Source organism: Klebsiella sp. CN_Kp097, assembly GCF_040064495.1.
Classification (GTDB): Bacteria; Pseudomonadota; Gammaproteobacteria; order Enterobacterales; family Enterobacteriaceae; genus Klebsiella; species Klebsiella aerogenes.
In genome coordinates this window covers 196332-213725 of sequence record NZ_JBEAIL010000001.1, presented here as the reverse complement: position 1 = coordinate 213725, position 17394 = coordinate 196332, and the positions used below count along the sequence as shown (strand labels likewise).

Here is a 17394-nt window from a genome sequence, read left to right as displayed (position 1 = left end):
GGAGATAAAGCAAGGGATATGCCAAAAATGAAAACGGGCCGTGAATCGGCCCGTTTATGGAGAAAAAAACGCGAGGATGTTACTGGCGAGACGGCAAATGACCGCTAATGCGCAAAAATGCACCAATACGGTGCGCCCTTAGTGAGCAAGTTGCACCACTTCACGTCACCCCTGCACCAATGCCTGCTGATGGTGCATCAGGCGCTCAGCGACTCCTCCTCAACGCTGGCGGCTAGCTCTTCGCCAGCCAGCTGTAGCTGGTACATCTGCCAGTAACGGCCCTTCGCCGCCAGCAATTGCTGATGGTTCCCGCGCTCGACGGCTTGGCCACGGTGCAGCACCAGGATCGTATCCGCTTCGACGATGGTCGACAGACGGTGGGCGATAACTACCAGCGTGGTGTGCTCGCGCACTTTCGCCAGCGCCTGCTGGATAGCCTGCTCGGTACCGGAATCGATGTTAGCTGTCGCTTCATCGAGGATCAGCACCTGCGGCGTCTCGACCAGCACACGGGCCAGCGCCAACAGCTGTTTCTGCCCCACCGACAGGTTGTTGCCCTGCTCACCCAGTTGGGTATAAATCCCGTCGCTCATTTCACGGGCAAGGTCAGCGAGCTGCACCGCCTCCAGCGCTTCCCAGACCTGCTGCTCGCTGATATCGCGGCCCAGCGTCACGTTGGCATAGAAGGTATCGGCTAATACCACCGGATCCTGTTGCACCATCGCGACGCCCCGACGTAAAGCGCTGTGGCTTAACGACGACAGCGGGCGGCCATCAAGACGAATTTCGCCTTTAGTCAACGGATAGTAGCCCATCATCAGGCTGGCCAGCGTGCTCTTGCCGCTACCGGTATGGCCAACCAGCGCCACAAAACCGCGCGAAGGAATATCCAGATTGATATCCTGCAGCACCAGCCGATCGTCGCGATAGGCGAAAGAGACGTTATCAATCGCCACCGCGCCGCTGCGTAACGGCGCGTTATCGTTACCCCAGCTCTGGCGTGGGCGATCCATTAGCTCAAACACGCGCTCGCCCGCCACCACCGCTTGCTGCAGCATCGACTGCTGGGTGGTAAGTTCGATCAGCGGTTCATTAAGCCGCCCGAGGTAGCTAATAAAGGCATATAACACGCCGACTTCGATACTTCCGGAAGCGCTAAAACCAAACAGCATCAGCAGGCCGCAGAGGATCAGCGATGAAAACAGGCTTAACAGCGGTCGCAGCAGGAAACCATCCAGACGCAGCGTCTGCATGCGCGCCAGATAGTGTCCGTAACTGGCTTCACGCATTCGCTCGCCGAATCGCGCCTGCTGGCGGAATTGCTGAATAACGCCCATGCCGTTGATGACTTCGTTGAAGCCATCATTGATATCGGCAAGCCAGGCGCGCATGCGACGCACGATCGGCGTGCTGTAACGCTGATAGATAGCCATCACGATCAGCACCGCCGGGAAGATAGCCACCGCCACCAGCGCCATTCGCCAGTCGAGACTAAACATCGCCACCAGCATCGCACCAATCAGCGCCGCGCTACGCAGCACCGTCGCCACGACTGTCACGTACAGGTCACGGATCACTTCGGTATCGTTGGTAACGCGTGATATCAACTGGCCGACCGGTTGCGTATCAAACTCGCTTAACGGCTGACGCAGCGCAGCGTCCATCACATCGCTGCGCAACTGCTGCACCACGCCGACCGCCGCCCGGTTAAACAGCAGCGCCTGGTTATAGTGCAGCGTAGCGGCAAGGATCTGCAGGCAGATATAAGCCGCCGCCAGGCCGCTGACCAGCTTCACCGGTAGCGACTGTTTCGCCACCATGTTATCAATGAAATAGCTTATCAGCAGCGGGCCGCTGACTTCCGCCGCCGCCGCTATCCACATCATGATAACGGCCATGATAAGCGGCTTACGCCACGGCGAACCGTAGGCCAGCAGACGTTTCAGGGTCGGCCAGAGATCGGCGAAATTACGCATCTGTCGCCTCCTCATCCTGCGGCGCATCGTCGAGCGCTGCTTCCAGTTGCTGATAGCGGTACATATCGCGATACCATCCCGACTGGGTGGCAAGCTGCTCATGGCGGCCGCGCTGGGCAATATGGCCGTGTTGCAGAACCAAAATTTCACTGGCTTCGGTTAATGCTGAGAGGCGGTGGGCGCTGATGATCACCGTCCGCCCTTCCCCCCACTGTCGCAGGTTATGCAAAATATCATGCTCCGTCCGCCCATCAACCGCCGACAGCGCGTCATCAAGGATCAGGATTTCCGCCTCCAGCAGCAGCGCTCGGGCAATAGAAATACGTTGTTTCTGACCGCCTGAGAGCATGACGCCGCGCTCGCCGACTTCCGTTTCATAGCCCTGCGGCAGGCGCAGAATATCATCATGAACGCTGGCCAGCCGCGCGACATGTTCGATTTGTTCCCGGGTCGCGTCCGGTTTACCCAAGGCAATGTTATTGGCCACGGTATCGGAGAACAGGAATGGGGTTTGATTGACCACCGCCAGCCGCCCGCGCCAGCTATCAAGCTGCAGGCGAGACAGCGGAATATCATGGAAACGGATATCCCCCTCGGTAACATCAAAATGGCGCTGAATAAGGGAAAGTATGGTGCTTTTCCCGGCTCCCGTCGGGCCGCAGATACCGAGCATTTGCCCCGGCTGCAGGGTGAAGTTAACCTTCTCCAGCGACGGTTTCGTCGCCTGCGGATAGATAAATTCGCGCACCGCCACGTTAAGTGCCCCGCGACCCTCCGGCACCGTTTCGCTACCATCGTTGACCACCGGCGCTTCTTCCAGCATCGAACGAATACGTCCATAGGCGGCGCTACCGCGCTCAACGATGTTAAACATCCACGCCAGCGCCAGCATTGGCCAAATCATCAGGCCGAGATACATGACAAAACTGGTTAACTGACCCAGGGTCAGCTCGCCCTGCAACACCAGCCAGCTGCCGCCGCCGATTGCCAGCAGGTTGGCCGCGCCAATGGCAATATAAATTGTCGGGTCGAAGCGGGCATCGATACGCGCAACCCGCATGTTCTTCGCCCCGGTATCCGCCGCATCGGCGGCAAACTGCGCCGACTGGCGATCCTCAAGGCCGAACGCTTTAATCATCCGTATGCTGGTCAGGCTTTCCTGTGTGCGATCGTTGAGGCTGGAAAAAGCCGCCTGCGCCACGCGGAAACGCTCATGCAGGGCATCGCCATTACGCTTGATCGCCAGCGCCATAAACGGCATCGGCACCAGCGCCAGCAGCGTTAACTGCCAGCTGATTTGCGTCGACATCACAATCAGTACCGCACAGCCCATCACCAATGAATCCACCAGCGTCAGGACGCCCTCGCCGGCGGCGAAGACGACGCGGTCAACATCGTTGGTCGCGCGGGCAATAAGATCGCCGGTACGGTGACGCAGATAGAAGGCCGGATGCTGGCGGCTGAGCTGACGGTAGAAGTCTTCACGCAGTTCAACGGCCAGTTGATAAGAGGCGCCGAAGAGCAGCACGCGCCAGACATAGCGCAGTAGATAAATCATCACTGCGATAACCACCAGCGCGCCGATCCACATCCACACCTGCTCTGCGGTGTAATGTTCTTTAGTCACGCCATCGACCACAATCCCCACTACTTTCGGCGGGATTAGCTGGAGTACGGCAATAACGGCAAGCAGAGCGACGGCGCCGAGATAGCGGCGCCACTCCCGGCGAAAGTACCAGCTAAGTTGAGCAAATAATCGCAAACGGTAAAATCCTGAATGTATAATTCGTGGCAGCAAAAAGCCGTTAATCAATAGGCAAGGCCGTGGTGTATTTTATCTGTTCCATGGCAAAACTCGAAGTGACATCCGACAGCCCCGGCACGCTGTTCACCAGACGTTTATAAAAGTCGTCATAGCGCTTCATATCAGCGACCTGTACCCGTAGCAGGTAGTCGTACTCGCCGGCCATACGCCAGAAACCCAGCACTTCCGCCATTTGCGACACTTCGCTGACAAAACGGCAGTACCAGTCACTGCTGTGGTGCTGGGTTTTTATCAACACAAAGGCGGTTAATCCGAGCCCCAGCTTTTCCGCATCCAGGATGGCCACGCGCTCGCGCAGGATGCCTTCGTCCTCAAGACGCTTGAGCCGTTTCCAGCAGGGCGTGGTGGTCAGATTAACGGCATCCGCCAGCGCCTGCAAAGAGAGGGTGCAGTCAGTTTGCAGCAATGAGAGCAGCTTACGGTCAATTTTATCTAGCATAAGGCCACCAGAGAGAATAATTTACTCCCGTAATTGTAATTGAAAGGCCAAATAGCAACAATTTTTCCCGCACAATCCGCTAAGCTGGGCACAAAATGACAAACAGGAATCCGAGATGAACAGCGCCTGGGTAAAACATGCCATTAGTGAAATTAACGCCGACTATCAGCGTTCCGCCGATACGCACCTGATCCGCCTGGCGTTGCCTGGTTTTCCGGGTATCCCTATTTATCTGAAAGATGAGAGTACGCATCCAACCGGTAGCCTTAAGCACCGACTGGCGCGCTCGCTGTTTCTCTATGGCCTGTGCAACGGATGGATCAAAGAAGGCACCACGATTATCGAATCGTCTTCGGGTTCGACGGCGGTCTCAGAAGCCTATTTTGCTCGCCTGCTGGGCCTGCCGTTTATTGCCGTGATGCCCTCCTGTACGGCGAAACGTAAAATCGAACAGATTGAATTTTATGGCGGACGCTGTCATTTCGTCGACAACGCCTGCGAAATCTACGCCGCTTCTGAAATGCTGGCGCGCGAGTTGAATGGCCACTATATGGATCAGTTCACCTTCGCCGAGCGCGCCACCGACTGGCGCGGCAATAACAATATCGCCGACAGCATTTTCCGCCAGATGACCCATGAGCCGTATCCGCAGCCGTCGTGGATCGTCATGAGCGCCGGTACCGGCGGTACTTCTGCAACCATTGGCCGCTATATTCGCTGCCAGGGTTACGAGACGCAACTGATGGTCGTCGACCCGCAGAATTCGGTGTTCCTCGATTACTGGCAAAGCCGCGACGCCAGCCTGCGCAGCCCGGTCGGCAGCAAGATCGAAGGGATTGGCCGTCCGCGCGTCGAGCCATCGTTTATTCCTGACGTCGTCGATGAGATGCTGCGCGTTCCGGATGCCGCCAGCATCGCTACCGCCTTGTGGCTGGAAAAGCAGCTTGGAAGAAAAGTCGGCGCCTCCACCGGTACCAATATGTGGGGCGTGCTGCAACTGGCCACGCGCATGCGCGATGAAGGACGCAAGGGTTCCATCGTAACCCTGTTGTGCGACAGCGGCGAACGTTATCTCGAAAGCTATTACAACCCGCAGTGGGTCGCGGCAAATATCGGCGATATTACCCCGTGGCAGACGCAGATTATGCAACTGAGCGGCGCACAATAAAAAAAGCCGGATAGAACGCTATCCGGCTTGCTGGTAGGGTCTCTCTATTCGGGGGAATAAGGAAGATCAGGATTATCCAGCCAATGTGTTAAAAAATGGGAAACAGCCTGATGACGGCAGTCTCCGATGATCGGTAGATGCGGCAGTTCAGCTTTGAGCTGCGGCATCGCGTTGCCCATAATGAACCCTCGCCCTACGCTACCAAGCATCTCGCGATCGTTCATTGCATCGCCGAAGGCCATACAGTCCTGCAAAGTGAAACCTAAGTGCTGGCTCAGCACCGCCAGCGCGGCTCCTTTATTACAGCCGACCGGCAGTACCTCCAGACAATCCATCGCCGAGAAACAAAGAAATGCGCGATCGCCTAGCACTTCATTTAGCTGGATCCGCAGACGGCGCAGATCGTCATGATCGCCGCAGAAACAGATCTTGGTGACGTGGTGCGCCGGCATCCGTTTCGGATCGCGCAGTTGATAATGAAAGCCGCTGAAGGCGTGAGCCCGGAGCAGTTCCGGCCTCGCCTGGCCGGTAAACCAACCGCCATCATTGAAAACGTGCATACTCGCCTGAGTATCCCACACGCTGTGCAGCACCTCTTCCGCCACTTCCGGATTCAGATCCTGGCGATACAGCTCTTCACCTTCCAGTGAATGGATGCGCGTGCCGTTACCGGTAATCAGAAAAGCATCAAGGGAAAACTCGCCGATCACATGGTGCATTTCCAGAGCATGGCGACCTGTGGCAAAGGTCAGGGCGATATCGCGTTCACGCAGCCGTCTCAGCGCCGTCAGAGTCTGTTCTCCGAGACGATGGTCCGGCATCAGCAGGGTGCCGTCCATATCAAATGCCGCTAGTTTTGCCATGGTATTTTCCCCGATGTGTGATGGGTTTCGCTTGTGTTGCAGTATCGCCTGAGATATACGGAAGTAATAGTGAATAGATATTTTTTATTGTTCCGGGTTTTCGGCAAATGAGATTATTAAATCGTTTAAATCAGTACCAGCGCCTTTGGCAGCCGTCGTCCGGCGCTCCGCAGCAGGTGACCGTTGGCGAGCTGGCTGAACGCTGCTTTTGTAGCGAGCGTCATATCCGTACGCTGTTGCGCCAGGCTCAGGAGGCCGGCTGGTTAAGCTGGCAGGCCAGCTCCGGGCGCGGCAAGCGCGGAATGCTCTGTTTTTACAAAACCCCGGAAAGTTTGCGTAACGAGATGATGGAACAGGCGCTGAATAAGGGTCAGCAACAAAACGCGCTGGAGCTGGCGCAGCTGGCGCCGGTTGAGCTGAAAGCGTTGTTGCACCCCTTCCTCGGCGGCCAGTGGCAAAACAATACCCCGACGCTGCGTATACCTTACTACCGTCCACTGGAACCGCTGCGCCCCGGCTTTCTGCCCGGTCGTGCGGAACAACATTTGGCCGGGCAGATCTATTCCGGCCTGACGCGTTTCGACGATAGCGACAATACGCCGGTGGGCGATCTGGCACACCACTGGCAGGTATCACCCGATGGGCTGCGCTGGCACTTTTATATCCGCTCTACCCTGTGTTGGCATAACGGCGATACCGTGAAAACCTCACAGCTGCAGCAAAGACTACTGTTGCTCCTGGAACTCCCGGCACTACGCACCCTCTTTGCCAGCATCAGCCGTATTGATGTCACCCACGCCCAATGTTTGACGATTACGCTGCATCGCCCGGACTACTGGCTACCGTTCCGTTTAGCCAGCTATTGCAGCGTGCTGGCGCATCCTGACGATCCGGCGCTCGGTAGCGGTCCGTTCCGAATAAAGCTTTTTGGCCCGGATCTGGTTCGGCTGGAGAACCATCCCCGCTACCATTTACAGCATCCGCTGATCCAGGCGGTAGAATATTGGATCACGCCGCAGCTATTCGAAAGCGATCTCGGCACCAGCTGTCGCCATCCGGTACAGATCACCATCGGCGATCCCGAAGAGCTCAATAATTTGCGCCAGGTGAGCAACAGCATCAGCCTCGGCTTCTGCTATTTGACCCTGCGTCATAGCCCACGTCTCAGTAAAGCGCAGGCCCAGCGGATAATTTCGATTATCCACCGCTCGTCGTTGCTGGAAACGCTACCGCTGGATGAAGATCTGATTACGCCGAGCCATGAAGTGCTACCGGGCTGGTCCATTCCCCAGGGCCCGGAAAACCATGAGGTGCCGTTGCCGCCCCAACTCACCCTGCTCTATCATTTGCCGGTCGAATTACACACAATGGCTGAGCAACTGAAACTGCGCCTCGCCACTCTCGGCTGCGAACTGACGCTCATTTTTCACGACGCCAAAAATTGGGACGGCTGCCGGTATCTGGCGCAGGCCGATATGATGATGGGCGACCGCCTGATTGGCGAAGCGCCGGAATATACCCTTGAGCAGTGGCTGCGCTGCGATACGCTATGGCCCCATTTGCTGACCGGGGCGCAATATGCGCACCTGCAGGCAACGTTAGATGCCGTGCAGGCGCAGCCCGAAGCGCGTAGCCGCAACGATGCCCTGCGCAACGTCTTCAATACGCTGATGGATGACGCCATCATGACGCCGTTATTCAAATACAATTACCGCATCAGCGCGCCGCCGGGGGTTAATGGCCTGCGCCTTAATGCCAGAGGGTGGTTCGACTTTGCCAGCGCCTGGCTACCGGCATCATCGGCGTGAGAGAGCTGGTCGCCGCGAGCGTCTGACGGTACCATAACGCTTTCACTTATTTAGTCAGGAATTGCTATGAAACGCGCCGTAGTTGTCTTCAGCGGAGGACAAGACTCAACAACCTGCCTGGTGCAGGCACTGGAACAGTATGATGAAGTGCATTGCGTCACTTTTGATTATGGCCAACGCCACCGCGCCGAGATTGACGTGGCTCGCGAGCTGGCGCTAAAACTGGGCGCGGTGGCGCACAAAGTGCTGGACGTTACGCTGCTTAACGAACTGGCGGTGAGCAGCCTGACCCGCGATAGCATTCCGGTACCGGATTACGAGCCGGATGCCGATGGTATTCCGAATACCTTCGTTCCAGGTCGCAATATTCTGTTTTTAACCCTGACGGCGATCTACGCCTATCAGGTTAAGGCCGAAGCGATTATTACCGGCGTTTGCGAGACCGACTTCTCCGGTTACCCGGACTGCCGCGACGAATTTGTTAAAGCGCTGCACCACGCGGTTAGCCTTGGTATGGCGAAAGACATTCGCTTTGAAACGCCGCTGATGTGGCTCAACAAAGCCGAGACCTGGGCGCTGGCCGATTATTGGGGCCAGTTGGATCTGGTTCGCCGCGAAACGCTCACCTGCTATAACGGCATCAAGGGCGACGGCTGCGGCCAGTGTGCGGCCTGCAACCTGCGCGCCAACGGCCTGAATCAGTATCTGGGCGATCAGGCCGGCGTGATGGCGCAAATGAAGCAAAAAACCGGTCTGGGCCAGGGGCACGAAGCTTAAGTTCAACGTCCCCGGTGGCGCTTCGCTTACCGGGGCTACGGGTTCGCAACTCTCCGCGGTCCGACTGTTATTAGCGCAAATTCATCTGGTCGAGCTTTTCGCGCAACTCCCCTTCCAGCAGCTGCGCCTTCTGCGTTTTCAAATCAATGCAGACAAAGGTAATCAGCGCATCGGCCACCACTTCACCGTTAGGGTTAAGGGTCACAACCTGACTAAGGGTGCCGCTTTTGCCGTTCAACTGCTCAAGCTTACTGGTCACGGTGAGCACGTCGCCAAGTACCGCCGGGCGACGATAATTGATATTGATATTGACCACCACAAAAGCGATGTTATGGCTGGTCATCCAGTGAAACGCCGGACTACTCTCCAGCCCATCCCAGCGCGCCTCTTCGAGAAACTCCAGATAACGAGCATTGTTAACGTGCTGGTAAACATCCAGGTGATAACCGCGAACTTTAATTTGAGTCTGCATAGCGCACATGCCTTACTATTATTGTTGTTAATCAGGTAAGAGGTCACACCAGATGATGTAACCTCTTTAGCATGGCAAAGATTTGCTACTGTGCAAACCAACAGGCGAAAATTACAGCGTCAGATGTGACAGATTTCTCTCTACCAGTGAACTGCCCATCCCAGGGACCTGTTTAAGATCGTCGAGAGTCTTAAACGGCCCATATTCTTCGCGGTAGCTGACGATTGCCTGCGCTTTCTTGAGCCCAACGCCGTTCATAGCCTGTGCTAACTCCTCCGCGCTGGCATTATTGATGCTAACCTGCGCGCCGTGGGTATCCGCCGTTTTGGCCTCCTCCGGCATTTTCGTCTGCGGCGCCTGAATAGTTTCTTTTGCCGATGCCGCCTTGCCGCTCGCCGATGCCGCCAGCGCCCCCTGAGAACCCGCCGCACAAGCCAGCAACACGGCGGCAATAACCATTTTCATTCCTCTGTTCATGCTGTTATCTCCTTGTTTGTAGACAGCAAGGTCACGATAGCGGCTACAAAAAAGGAGTACAAAAGGCAGATTGCGGAAATGGAAAAGGCCGCGAAAGCGGCCTTTAAGTATTGCATCGCGTTACCTCGTTTTGCGAGACGGCGCGAAATTATTGCTGCTGGTCGATGATGTCGCCGAGCTTGATTTTGGCTTCTTTACGCAGATTGCTCATCAACGCTTCGAATGCGATTTGCGCATTATTCTGAGTAATACCCTGCACCATCGCTTTCTTCTGCTCTTCTGGCATAGCGCCCGCTTTTACTTCATCCAGCGCCAGCAATACTACGTTGCCTTTAGCATCGCTGCCTACGCCGTAGCTGGCTTTATCTTTCTGCGGCAGCGGCAAAGAGAATGCAGCCTGACTCAGTGGATCCTGGCCGGTACGGGACAGCGTCTGCGCGGCGCCGAAGCTCAGCCCTGCGGCTTTCATCGCTTCATCACCTTTGCCCGCTTTCAGGGCGGCTAACAGTTTGTCAGCATCCAGTTTCGCCTGCTGTTCCGCTTTATTGCGCTTCACGATATCAGTCACCTGCGCTTTCACATCCGCCAGTGGCTTAACGCTTTCCGCTTTGTGCTCGCTAATACGTAGAACAAAGGCGCGATCGCCGTCAACGGTAATGATATCGGAGTTACTACCCGGCGCGCCGTTTTCACCCACCAGACCGCCATTAAAGATAGCATCGGCAACCGGCTTGAAGTTCAGCTCCTCCGGCAGGTTGTCACGGCCGAACCAGCCGGTCTCAACCACTTTCAGGCCGGCAACCTGCGCCGCGCCCGCCAGGGATTCGTTATCATTGCTGGCTGCATCGCTAACTTTCTGCTGTAGCGCGTAGTACGCGTCCAGCGCTTTTTCCTGTTTCACTTTAGCCGCGATGTCGTTACGCACATCGGCCAGCGGTTTTACCTGTGCCGGCTGAACATCATCAAGGCGCGCCACCAGGAAGCCTACGGAAGATTTGATCACTCCGGAAAGCTGACCTTTGTCTTTCAGGCCGGCATCTTTGAGCTCAGGCACGGTAGAGGCCTCTTCCATCCAGCCCATATCGCCGCCGTTACGCGCAGAGATGATGTCGGTAGATTTCTCTTTTGCCAGCGTGGCGAAATCGGCGCCTTTTTGCAGTTCGGCGAGCACCGCTTTCGCATCAGCTTCAGTTTTAGTCTGAATCACGCTGTAGCGATTACGCTGCGGCTGAGTGAACTGATCTTTATGCTGGTCATACCATGACTGGATTTCTTCGTCAGAGGCGTTTTCCTGCATGCTGGCGGCATCCATCTTGATGTAGCTCACGCGGAACTGCTCTGGCGCCATAAAACGGGCCTGGTTCTGCTGCCAGAAGGCGTTAATCTCTTCATCACTAACGGTCTGTTTCGCCGCCAGCGCGTTAACGTCGATAGTCGCTTCACGAACCACGCGCTGTTGGGATACCAGCGCCGCCAGTTGGTCGGACTCGCCCGGCAGCATGAAATCGGTACCGGCTACCGCATTGATCAGCTGTTGCGTCGTCAGTTGGTTACGCAGCGCTTGCGCGTATTGATCGGTGGTCATGCCCATTTGATTCACGATGCCGCTGAAGCGCTCGTTATCAAACTTGCCGTTCGACTGGAAGGCCTGGGTCTGGAAGATGGCCTGTTTCACCTGGTCGTCGCTGATGCTCAGGCCCAGTTCACGGGCATACTGATCCAGCAGCGATTCATCGATCAGACGATTCAGCACCTGCTGACGCATGGTCTTCATGTAGTTTTCGTTGGCCGCCAGCTCGGAGAACTGATCGCCTAGCTGCTGCTGCATGCGGTTACGCTCGCTGGCAACGGCATTTTCAAACTGCGCGCGGCCAATCTCCTGACCATTCACTTTTGCGGCATAGTTGTTGCCGCCGCCAATCAGGTAACCACTCACCCCGGTCAAAATGAACGAGACGATAATGATACCGAAAATAATCTTGAGCACGACGCTGTTGGCGGCCGTGCGTAGGTTGTCCATCATGGTGTAACAACGCTCCGCTGTAGATGACTTTAGCTCGCGCAGCATAGCACGTGATGGCTGCCGCGCGTGAGGACGTATTTTGACAAGAAAACGGGGCAATTGTCAGCCCACAAGTGCGCATAAACACACATAAAGTCGCGTTCTGGACAAATAAAAAAGGCACATCTCGCGATGCGCCCTTGTACTTCGTCACATTCCCTGACGGGAGTGCCGATTAGTTTACCGCGTCTTTCAGCGCTTTACCTGCACGGAAGCCCGGTACTTTAGCGGCAGCAATGGTAATTTCTTTACCTGTTTGTGGGTTGCGACCAGTACGGGCAGCACGCTCTTTAACAGCAAAAGTACCGAACCCTACCAGCGCAACATCATCCCCAGCTTGCAGAGATTCAGTAACAGAAGCGATCAAAGCATCTAACGCACGTCCAGCTGCAGCTTTAGAAATGTCCGCACCCGCAGCAATTTTGTCAATCAGTTGAGATTTATTCACTGTTCTCTTCCTCTCTTTATAATTTATATCGCACCAGAATCCTTCATGGCGCGACCGCGCAGCAGTTATATCAGGACTGTCATGCCCTTACAACAGAGTTGTCGATGACCCCTGCCAGCGATCTAAGTTAGCTACACAAAAAAAGGCTGGCAAGTACGAATTTACTTACCAGCCCCACTTTTCTTAACGCTATTTGCGCGATATCACTATTTTGCGCTTACAACCTGCATGCCAAACGGTTCATTTTGCAGGGCAAGTGTCAGAACTTCCTCGATTCGCTGTACCGGATGAATATCCAAATCGGCGATAACGTTTTCCGGAATTTCTTCAAGGTCACGCTTGTTTTCGTAAGGAATCAGAACAGTCTTAATCCCCCCACGATGCGCCGCCAGCAGTTTTTCCTTCAGACCGCCGATTGGCAGCACCTGGCCGCGCAGGGTGATTTCCCCTGTCATCGCCACATCGGCGCGTACCGGGTTACCGGTCAGGCAGGAAACCAACGCGGTGCACATCGCCGTACCGGCGCTCGGACCATCTTTTGGCGTTGCCCCTTCCGGTACGTGCACGTGAATATCGCGTTTTTCGTAGAAGTCCGGATTGATACCAAGCTTCTCAGCACGCGCGCGTACCACGGTCAGCGCTGCCTGAATTGACTCCTGCATGACTTCGCCAAGTGAACCGGTATAGGTTAACTTGCCTTTGCCCGGAACGCAGGCGGTTTCGATGGTCAGCAGATCGCCGCCCACTTCCGTCCACGCCAGACCCGTCACCTGACCTACGCGGTTTTCGCTATCCGCGCGGCCATAGTCAAAGCGCTGCACACCAAGATAATCGTGCAGGTTTTCACCGTTAATCTCGATGTGTTTTAGTGACTTATCCAGAAGCAGCTGTTTAACGGCTTTACGGCACAGTTTGGAGATTTCACGCTCCAGGCTACGTACGCCCGCTTCACGGGTGTAGTAACGAATAATGCCGATAATGGCGCTATCGTCGACCGTCAGCTCGCCCTTTTTCAGCGCGTTGCGTTCGATCTGCTTCGGCAGCAGGTGGCGCTTAGCAATGTTCAGTTTTTCATCTTCGGTATAACCGGAGAGACGAATCACTTCCATACGGTCCAGCAGCGGAGCCGGGATATTCATGGAGTTGGAGGTCGCCACGAACATCACGTCGCTGAGATCGTAGTCCACTTCCAGATAGTGGTCGTTAAAGGCCACGTTCTGTTCCGGATCCAGTACCTCCAGCAATGCTGAAGCCGGGTCACCGCGCATGTCGGAGGACATTTTGTCGATCTCATCCAGCAGGAACAGCGGGTTTTTCACCCCCACTTTCGCCATTTTCTGGATCAGTTTCCCCGGCATCGAGCCAATATAGGTACGGCGGTGACCACGGATTTCCGCTTCATCACGCACGCCGCCCAATGCCATGCGCACGTACTTACGCCCGGTAGCTTTGGCAATAGACTGACCAAGCGAGGTTTTACCCACCCCCGGCGGCCCAACCAGGCACAGGATCGGCCCTTTCAGCTTGTTAACGCGACTCTGTACCGCAAGATACTCAAGGATGCGGTCCTTGACTCGCTCCAGACCATAGTGATCGGTATCGAGGATCTCTTGCGCCTGACGCAGATCTTTTTTGACCTTGCTGCGGGCATTCCACGGCACCTGCACCATCCAGTCGATGTAGCCGCGCACGACGGTGGCTTCCGCCGACATCGGGGACATCATCTTCAGCTTTTGCAGTTCCGCTTCGGTTTTTTCTTTCGCCTCTTTCGGCATCTTAGCCGCGTCGATCTTACGCTTCAGCGCTTCGTTTTCGTCCGGGGCGTCATCCATCTCGCCGAGCTCTTTCTGGATGGCTTTCATTTGCTCATTCAGATAGTACTCACGCTGAGATTTTTCCATCTGCTTTTTCACGCGGTTGCGAATGCGTTTCTCAACCTGCAGCAGATCGATTTCAGATTCCATCATCGCCATCAGATATTCCAGACGTTCGTTCACGTCGGACATCTCCAGCACGGACTGTTTGTCCGCCAGCTTAAGCGGCATATGCGCAGCGATGGTATCCGCCAGACGCGCGGGATCGTCGATGCTATTCAGCGACGTCAGCACTTCCGGTGGGATTTTTTTGTTCAGCTTGATGTAGCCTTCAAACTGGCTGATAGCCGTACGCACCAGCACTTCCTGCTCCCGCTCTTCAATGACCGGAGAAGCAAGGTACTCTGCTTTGGCGGAGAAGTGCTCGCCGTTATCAGACAGCGCAGTAATACGCGCACGCTGTAAGCCTTCCACCAGCACTTTCACAGTGCCGTCCGGCAGCTTCAGCATTTGCAAAATTGACGCCACGGTCCCGACGGTGAAAAGATCGTTTACACCCGGCTCATCCGTCGACGCTTCTTTCTGCGCGACCAGCATGATTTTTTTATCATGGTCCATGGCCGCTTCCAGACAACGGATAGATTTTTCCCGCCCTACAAACAGGGGTATGACCATGTGCGGATAAACCACCACATCGCGCAACGGCAATACGGGGATTTCAATGCGTTCAGAACGCTCAGGATTCATAGAGCTCTCTCTTAGTTTAAAGTCCGCCAGGTAGCCGACGACACCTTCATTAACGCGTCGCCGTTAATATGTAATCCAGTATATGGGGATGTATTCCATACATTCAACGGCGGGAACACAGGAAAAATAAAAGGGGGGATAAAATCCCCCCTTTTTGCTTAACTGCTTGTGTCGATTGGCGAATTATTCGCCAGATGCCTGCTGCGCTTCCGGCTTGCCGTAGATCAGCAGCGGCTTGCTCTGACCTTCGATCACCGACTCGTCAATCACCACTTTTTCGACATCTTCCATGGACGGCAGATCGTACATGGTGTCGAGTAGCGCGGCTTCAACGATCGAGCGCAGACCACGGGCGCCGGTTTTACGCGCCATCGCTTTCTTGGCGATCGCATCCAGCGCTTCATCACGGAATTCCAGCTCAGCGCCTTCGAGGCCAAACAGCGCCTGATACTGCTTAGTCAGGGCGTTTTTCGGCTCTTTCAGGATCTGAATCAGCGCTTCTTCACTCAGTTCATTCAGCGTCGCGACAACCGGCAGACGGCCGATAAATTCCGGGATCAGACCAAACTTGATCAGATCTTCCGGCTCGACCTGCGCCAGCAGTTCGCCTTCGCTGGCTTTGTCGGATTTCGCTTTAACCGTCGCGCCAAAACCAATGCCGGAGCCGGTTTCAACACGGTGGGAAATCACTTTGTCCAGGCCTGCGAACGCGCCGCCGCAGATAAACAGAATCTTGGAGGTATCAACCTGCAAGAACTCCTGTTGCGGATGTTTGCGCCCGCCCTGTGGCGGAACAGCGGCTACGGTACCTTCGATAAGCTTCAATAGCGCCTGCTGAACGCCTTCGCCGGACACGTCGCGGGTAATCGACGGGTTATCCGATTTACGGGAAATTTTGTCGATCTCATCGATGTACACGATGCCGCGCTGCGCTTTCTGCACATCGTAATCGCATTTCTGCAGCAGCTTCTGGATGATGTTTTCCACGTCTTCGCCCACGTAACCCGCTTCGGTCAGGGTGGTGGCATCGGCCATGGTAAACGGAACATCCAACAGACGCGCCAGCGTTTCAGCCAACAGCGTTTTACCGGAACCGGTCGGCCCGATCAGCAGAATGTTGCTTTTACCCAGTTCTACGCCATTGCTGGTGTCGCCGTTGCGCAGACGTTTGTAGTGATTGTATACCGCCACTGCCAGCACTTTTTTCGCCTGTTCCTGACCGATAACATAATCGTCCAGATGGTGGCGAATTTCGTGCGGCGTCGGCAGCGCGCTGCGCTCGCGGTGCGGAGCGACTTCTTTAATCTCTTCGCGAATGATGTCGTTACATAAATCAACGCATTCGTCGCAGATATACACGGATGGCCCGGCGATCAGCTTACGCACTTCATGCTGGCTTTTGCCGCAAAAAGAGCAGTACAACAGTTTGCCCGAACCATCTTTGCGTTTATCTGTCATGAGTCCAAACCTCTTCTTAAGTTCTTTGTGCCGCAGATGACGACGCAAATGCCATTCTCAGGCGCAAGTCGCGATCACGCGTTGTGCCGCCCAGTTGTTAAAACAAGTATAGCGGCACCCTTACGCCACGGGCATCAATTACGATGGGTCAAGATGGAATCGACCAGGCCGTATTCCACCGCTTCCGACGCCGACAGGAAGCGGTCACGCTCGGTATCGCGCTCGATCTGCTCAAGGGATTGACCCGTATGATGCGCCATCAGTTCATTCATACGCCCTTTCACTTTCAGAATTTCACGGGCGTGGATTTCAATATCCGTCGCCTGACCCTGATAGCCGCCCAGCGGCTGGTGAATCATCACGCGGGAGTTCGGCAGACAGAAACGCTTGCCTTTCGCCCCGGCGGTCAGCAGGAAGGCGCCCATTGAAGCCGCCTGCCCCATACAGATAGTGCTGACATCCGGCTTGATGAACTGCATGGTGTCGTAAATTGACATCCCGGCGGTGATCACGCCGCCCGGAGAGTTAATGTACAGGTAAATATCTTTTTCTGGATTTTCCGCTTCCAGAAACAGCATCTGCGCCACGATCAGATTAGCCATGTGGTCTTCCACCTGGCCGGTCAGGAAAATAACGCGTTCCTTGAGCAGACGGGAATAGATATCAAAAGAACGTTCACCGCGTGAGGTCTGTTCAATGACCATCGGCACCAGGGCCATATGGGGTGCAAAGTTATCTCGTTCGCCACTGTATGACATTTCCGTCTCCTGGATTAATTTTGAAAAAACCTGCTGCACTGATTGTAACCTTATGGACGGATTATCAGCCAGAGTTTCTATCCGCAGGGCACTGATACGTTGACCTGGTCATTATTCCTGACGCTGCGGATGCAGATACGTCACCCGGTTATGGGGATGGCGCAGCCATAATTCAAGCATAACAACCTTTTGGAGTAACGCTATCACTGAAAATGTGTTTTAGCACTCATCCTAAGCCTATCATTGCAATAAAAAAAACCCGCCGCCTTTCGGCAACGGGCTTTTGCGCGAACTTTAAACAG

General features: G+C 55.2%; 14 protein-coding genes. 3 read left to right on the top strand and 11 right to left on the bottom strand.

From position 1 onward, the window contains the following. Positions 1 to 197 precede the first annotated feature (197 nt). From ABLV07_RS01050 to ABLV07_RS01040, 3 genes are read right to left on the bottom strand one after another with little or no spacing between them, the layout of a single operon-like run. A complete protein-coding gene (locus ABLV07_RS01050; RefSeq protein ID WP_348853246.1) occupies positions 198 to 1976 on the bottom strand; it encodes a SmdB family multidrug efflux ABC transporter permease/ATP-binding protein in 1779 nt (592 codons plus the stop codon). After that, positions 1969 to 3738, bottom strand: coding sequence for a SmdA family multidrug ABC transporter permease/ATP-binding protein (locus ABLV07_RS01045; protein WP_042893770.1), 1770 nt, complete (start codon positions 3736 to 3738; stop codon positions 1969 to 1971). Before ABLV07_RS01045 ends, ABLV07_RS01050 begins: the two co-directional genes overlap by 8 nt. Before the next feature lie 43 nt (positions 3739 to 3781). Next, entirely contained in the window at positions 3782 to 4240 is a 459-nt protein-coding gene (locus ABLV07_RS01040; protein WP_015367940.1) for an Lrp/AsnC family transcriptional regulator, read from the bottom strand. A gap of 115 nt (positions 4241 to 4355) precedes the next feature. On the opposite strand from ABLV07_RS01040, the gene ABLV07_RS01035 reads away from it, so the two are divergent. Next, positions 4356 to 5408 carry a PLP-dependent cysteine synthase family protein gene (locus ABLV07_RS01035; RefSeq protein ID WP_042893772.1) on the top strand — a complete coding sequence of 351 codons (1053 nt, stop codon included), beginning with the start codon at positions 4356 to 4358 and terminating at the stop codon, positions 5406 to 5408. Between the two features lie 44 nt (positions 5409 to 5452). Here ABLV07_RS01035 and cof read toward each other — a convergent pair whose 3' ends face one another. Further along, positions 5453 to 6271, bottom strand: a complete 819-nt coding sequence (cof, locus tag ABLV07_RS01030; RefSeq protein WP_042893773.1) for an HMP-PP phosphatase — start codon at positions 6269 to 6271, stop codon at positions 5453 to 5455. Between the two features lie 107 nt (positions 6272 to 6378). Here cof and ABLV07_RS01025 point away from each other — a divergent pair, with 107 nt between their 5' ends. Next, positions 6379 to 8079 carry an SgrR family transcriptional regulator gene (locus ABLV07_RS01025; protein ID WP_032713991.1) on the top strand — a complete coding sequence of 567 codons (1701 nt, stop codon included), beginning with the start codon at positions 6379 to 6381 and terminating at the stop codon, positions 8077 to 8079. Positions 8080 to 8145: 66 nt separating this feature from the next. Then, positions 8146 to 8856 (top strand): 7-cyano-7-deazaguanine synthase QueC, encoded by a 711-nt coding sequence (gene queC / locus ABLV07_RS01020; protein WP_015367944.1) that lies wholly within the window; start codon positions 8146 to 8148, stop codon positions 8854 to 8856. A gap of 70 nt (positions 8857 to 8926) precedes the next feature. Here queC and ABLV07_RS01015 read toward each other — a convergent pair whose 3' ends face one another. The 7 genes from ABLV07_RS01015 to clpP form a co-directional block, all read right to left on the bottom strand. Further along, the gene (locus tag ABLV07_RS01015) at positions 8927 to 9328 is read right to left on the bottom strand and encodes a YbgC/FadM family acyl-CoA thioesterase (protein ID WP_015367945.1); all 402 of its coding nucleotides are present in this window, start codon (positions 9326 to 9328) and stop codon (positions 8927 to 8929) included. Positions 9329 to 9439: 111 nt separating this feature from the next. Then, positions 9440 to 9805 carry a helix-hairpin-helix domain-containing protein gene (locus ABLV07_RS01010; RefSeq protein WP_015367946.1) on the bottom strand — a complete coding sequence of 122 codons (366 nt, stop codon included), beginning with the start codon at positions 9803 to 9805 and terminating at the stop codon, positions 9440 to 9442. Between the two features lie 148 nt (positions 9806 to 9953). Continuing rightward, positions 9954 to 11828: a peptidylprolyl isomerase gene (gene ppiD, locus ABLV07_RS01005; protein WP_015367947.1), complete on the bottom strand. Its 1875-nt coding sequence runs from the start codon at positions 11826 to 11828 to the stop codon at positions 9954 to 9956. Between the two features lie 214 nt (positions 11829 to 12042). Further along, a complete protein-coding gene (gene hupB / locus ABLV07_RS01000) occupies positions 12043 to 12315 on the bottom strand; it encodes a nucleoid-associated protein HU-beta (protein ID WP_002444653.1) in 273 nt (90 codons plus the stop codon). Positions 12316 to 12521: 206 nt separating this feature from the next. Continuing rightward, the gene (gene lon / locus ABLV07_RS00995) at positions 12522 to 14876 is read right to left on the bottom strand and encodes an endopeptidase La (protein ID WP_015367948.1); all 2355 of its coding nucleotides are present in this window, start codon (positions 14874 to 14876) and stop codon (positions 12522 to 12524) included. A gap of 183 nt (positions 14877 to 15059) precedes the next feature. Beyond that, positions 15060 to 16334, bottom strand: coding sequence for an ATP-dependent protease ATP-binding subunit ClpX (gene clpX / locus ABLV07_RS00990; protein WP_015704591.1), 1275 nt, complete (start codon positions 16332 to 16334; stop codon positions 15060 to 15062). Positions 16335 to 16468: 134 nt separating this feature from the next. Continuing rightward, on the bottom strand, positions 16469 to 17092 hold the full coding sequence (gene clpP / locus ABLV07_RS00985; RefSeq protein WP_003021624.1) for an ATP-dependent Clp endopeptidase proteolytic subunit ClpP: 624 nt from the start codon (positions 17090 to 17092) through the stop codon (positions 16469 to 16471). Between the last annotated feature and the right edge of the window lie 302 nt (positions 17093 to 17394).

What these genes read in the sequence shown, in the direction of transcription:
- ABLV07_RS01050 (WP_348853246.1), bottom strand. Translation starts at nt 1,976, where the DNA reads ATGCGTAATTTCGCCGATCTCTGGCCGACCCTGAAACGTCTGCTGGCC.
- ABLV07_RS01040 (WP_015367940.1), bottom strand. Translation starts at nt 4,240, where the DNA reads ATGCTAGATAAAATTGACCGTAAGCTGCTCTCATTGCTGCAAACTGAC.
- ABLV07_RS01035 (WP_042893772.1), top strand. Translation starts at nt 4,356, where the DNA reads ATGAACAGCGCCTGGGTAAAACATGCCATTAGTGAAATTAACGCCGAC.
- cof (WP_042893773.1), bottom strand. Translation starts at nt 6,271, where the DNA reads ATGGCAAAACTAGCGGCATTTGATATGGACGGCACCCTGCTGATGCCG.
- ABLV07_RS01025 (WP_032713991.1), top strand. Translation starts at nt 6,379, where the DNA reads ATGAGATTATTAAATCGTTTAAATCAGTACCAGCGCCTTTGGCAGCCG.
- queC (WP_015367944.1), top strand. Translation starts at nt 8,146, where the DNA reads ATGAAACGCGCCGTAGTTGTCTTCAGCGGAGGACAAGACTCAACAACC.
- ABLV07_RS01015 (WP_015367945.1), bottom strand. Translation starts at nt 9,328, where the DNA reads ATGCAGACTCAAATTAAAGTTCGCGGTTATCACCTGGATGTTTACCAG.
- ABLV07_RS01010 (WP_015367946.1), bottom strand. Translation starts at nt 9,805, where the DNA reads ATGAACAGAGGAATGAAAATGGTTATTGCCGCCGTGTTGCTGGCTTGT.
- ppiD (WP_015367947.1), bottom strand. Translation starts at nt 11,828, where the DNA reads ATGATGGACAACCTACGCACGGCCGCCAACAGCGTCGTGCTCAAGATT.
- lon (WP_015367948.1), bottom strand. Translation starts at nt 14,876, where the DNA reads ATGAATCCTGAGCGTTCTGAACGCATTGAAATCCCCGTATTGCCGTTG.
- clpX (WP_015704591.1), bottom strand. Translation starts at nt 16,334, where the DNA reads ATGACAGATAAACGCAAAGATGGTTCGGGCAAACTGTTGTACTGCTCT.
- clpP (WP_003021624.1), bottom strand. Translation starts at nt 17,092, where the DNA reads ATGTCATACAGTGGCGAACGAGATAACTTTGCACCCCATATGGCCCTG.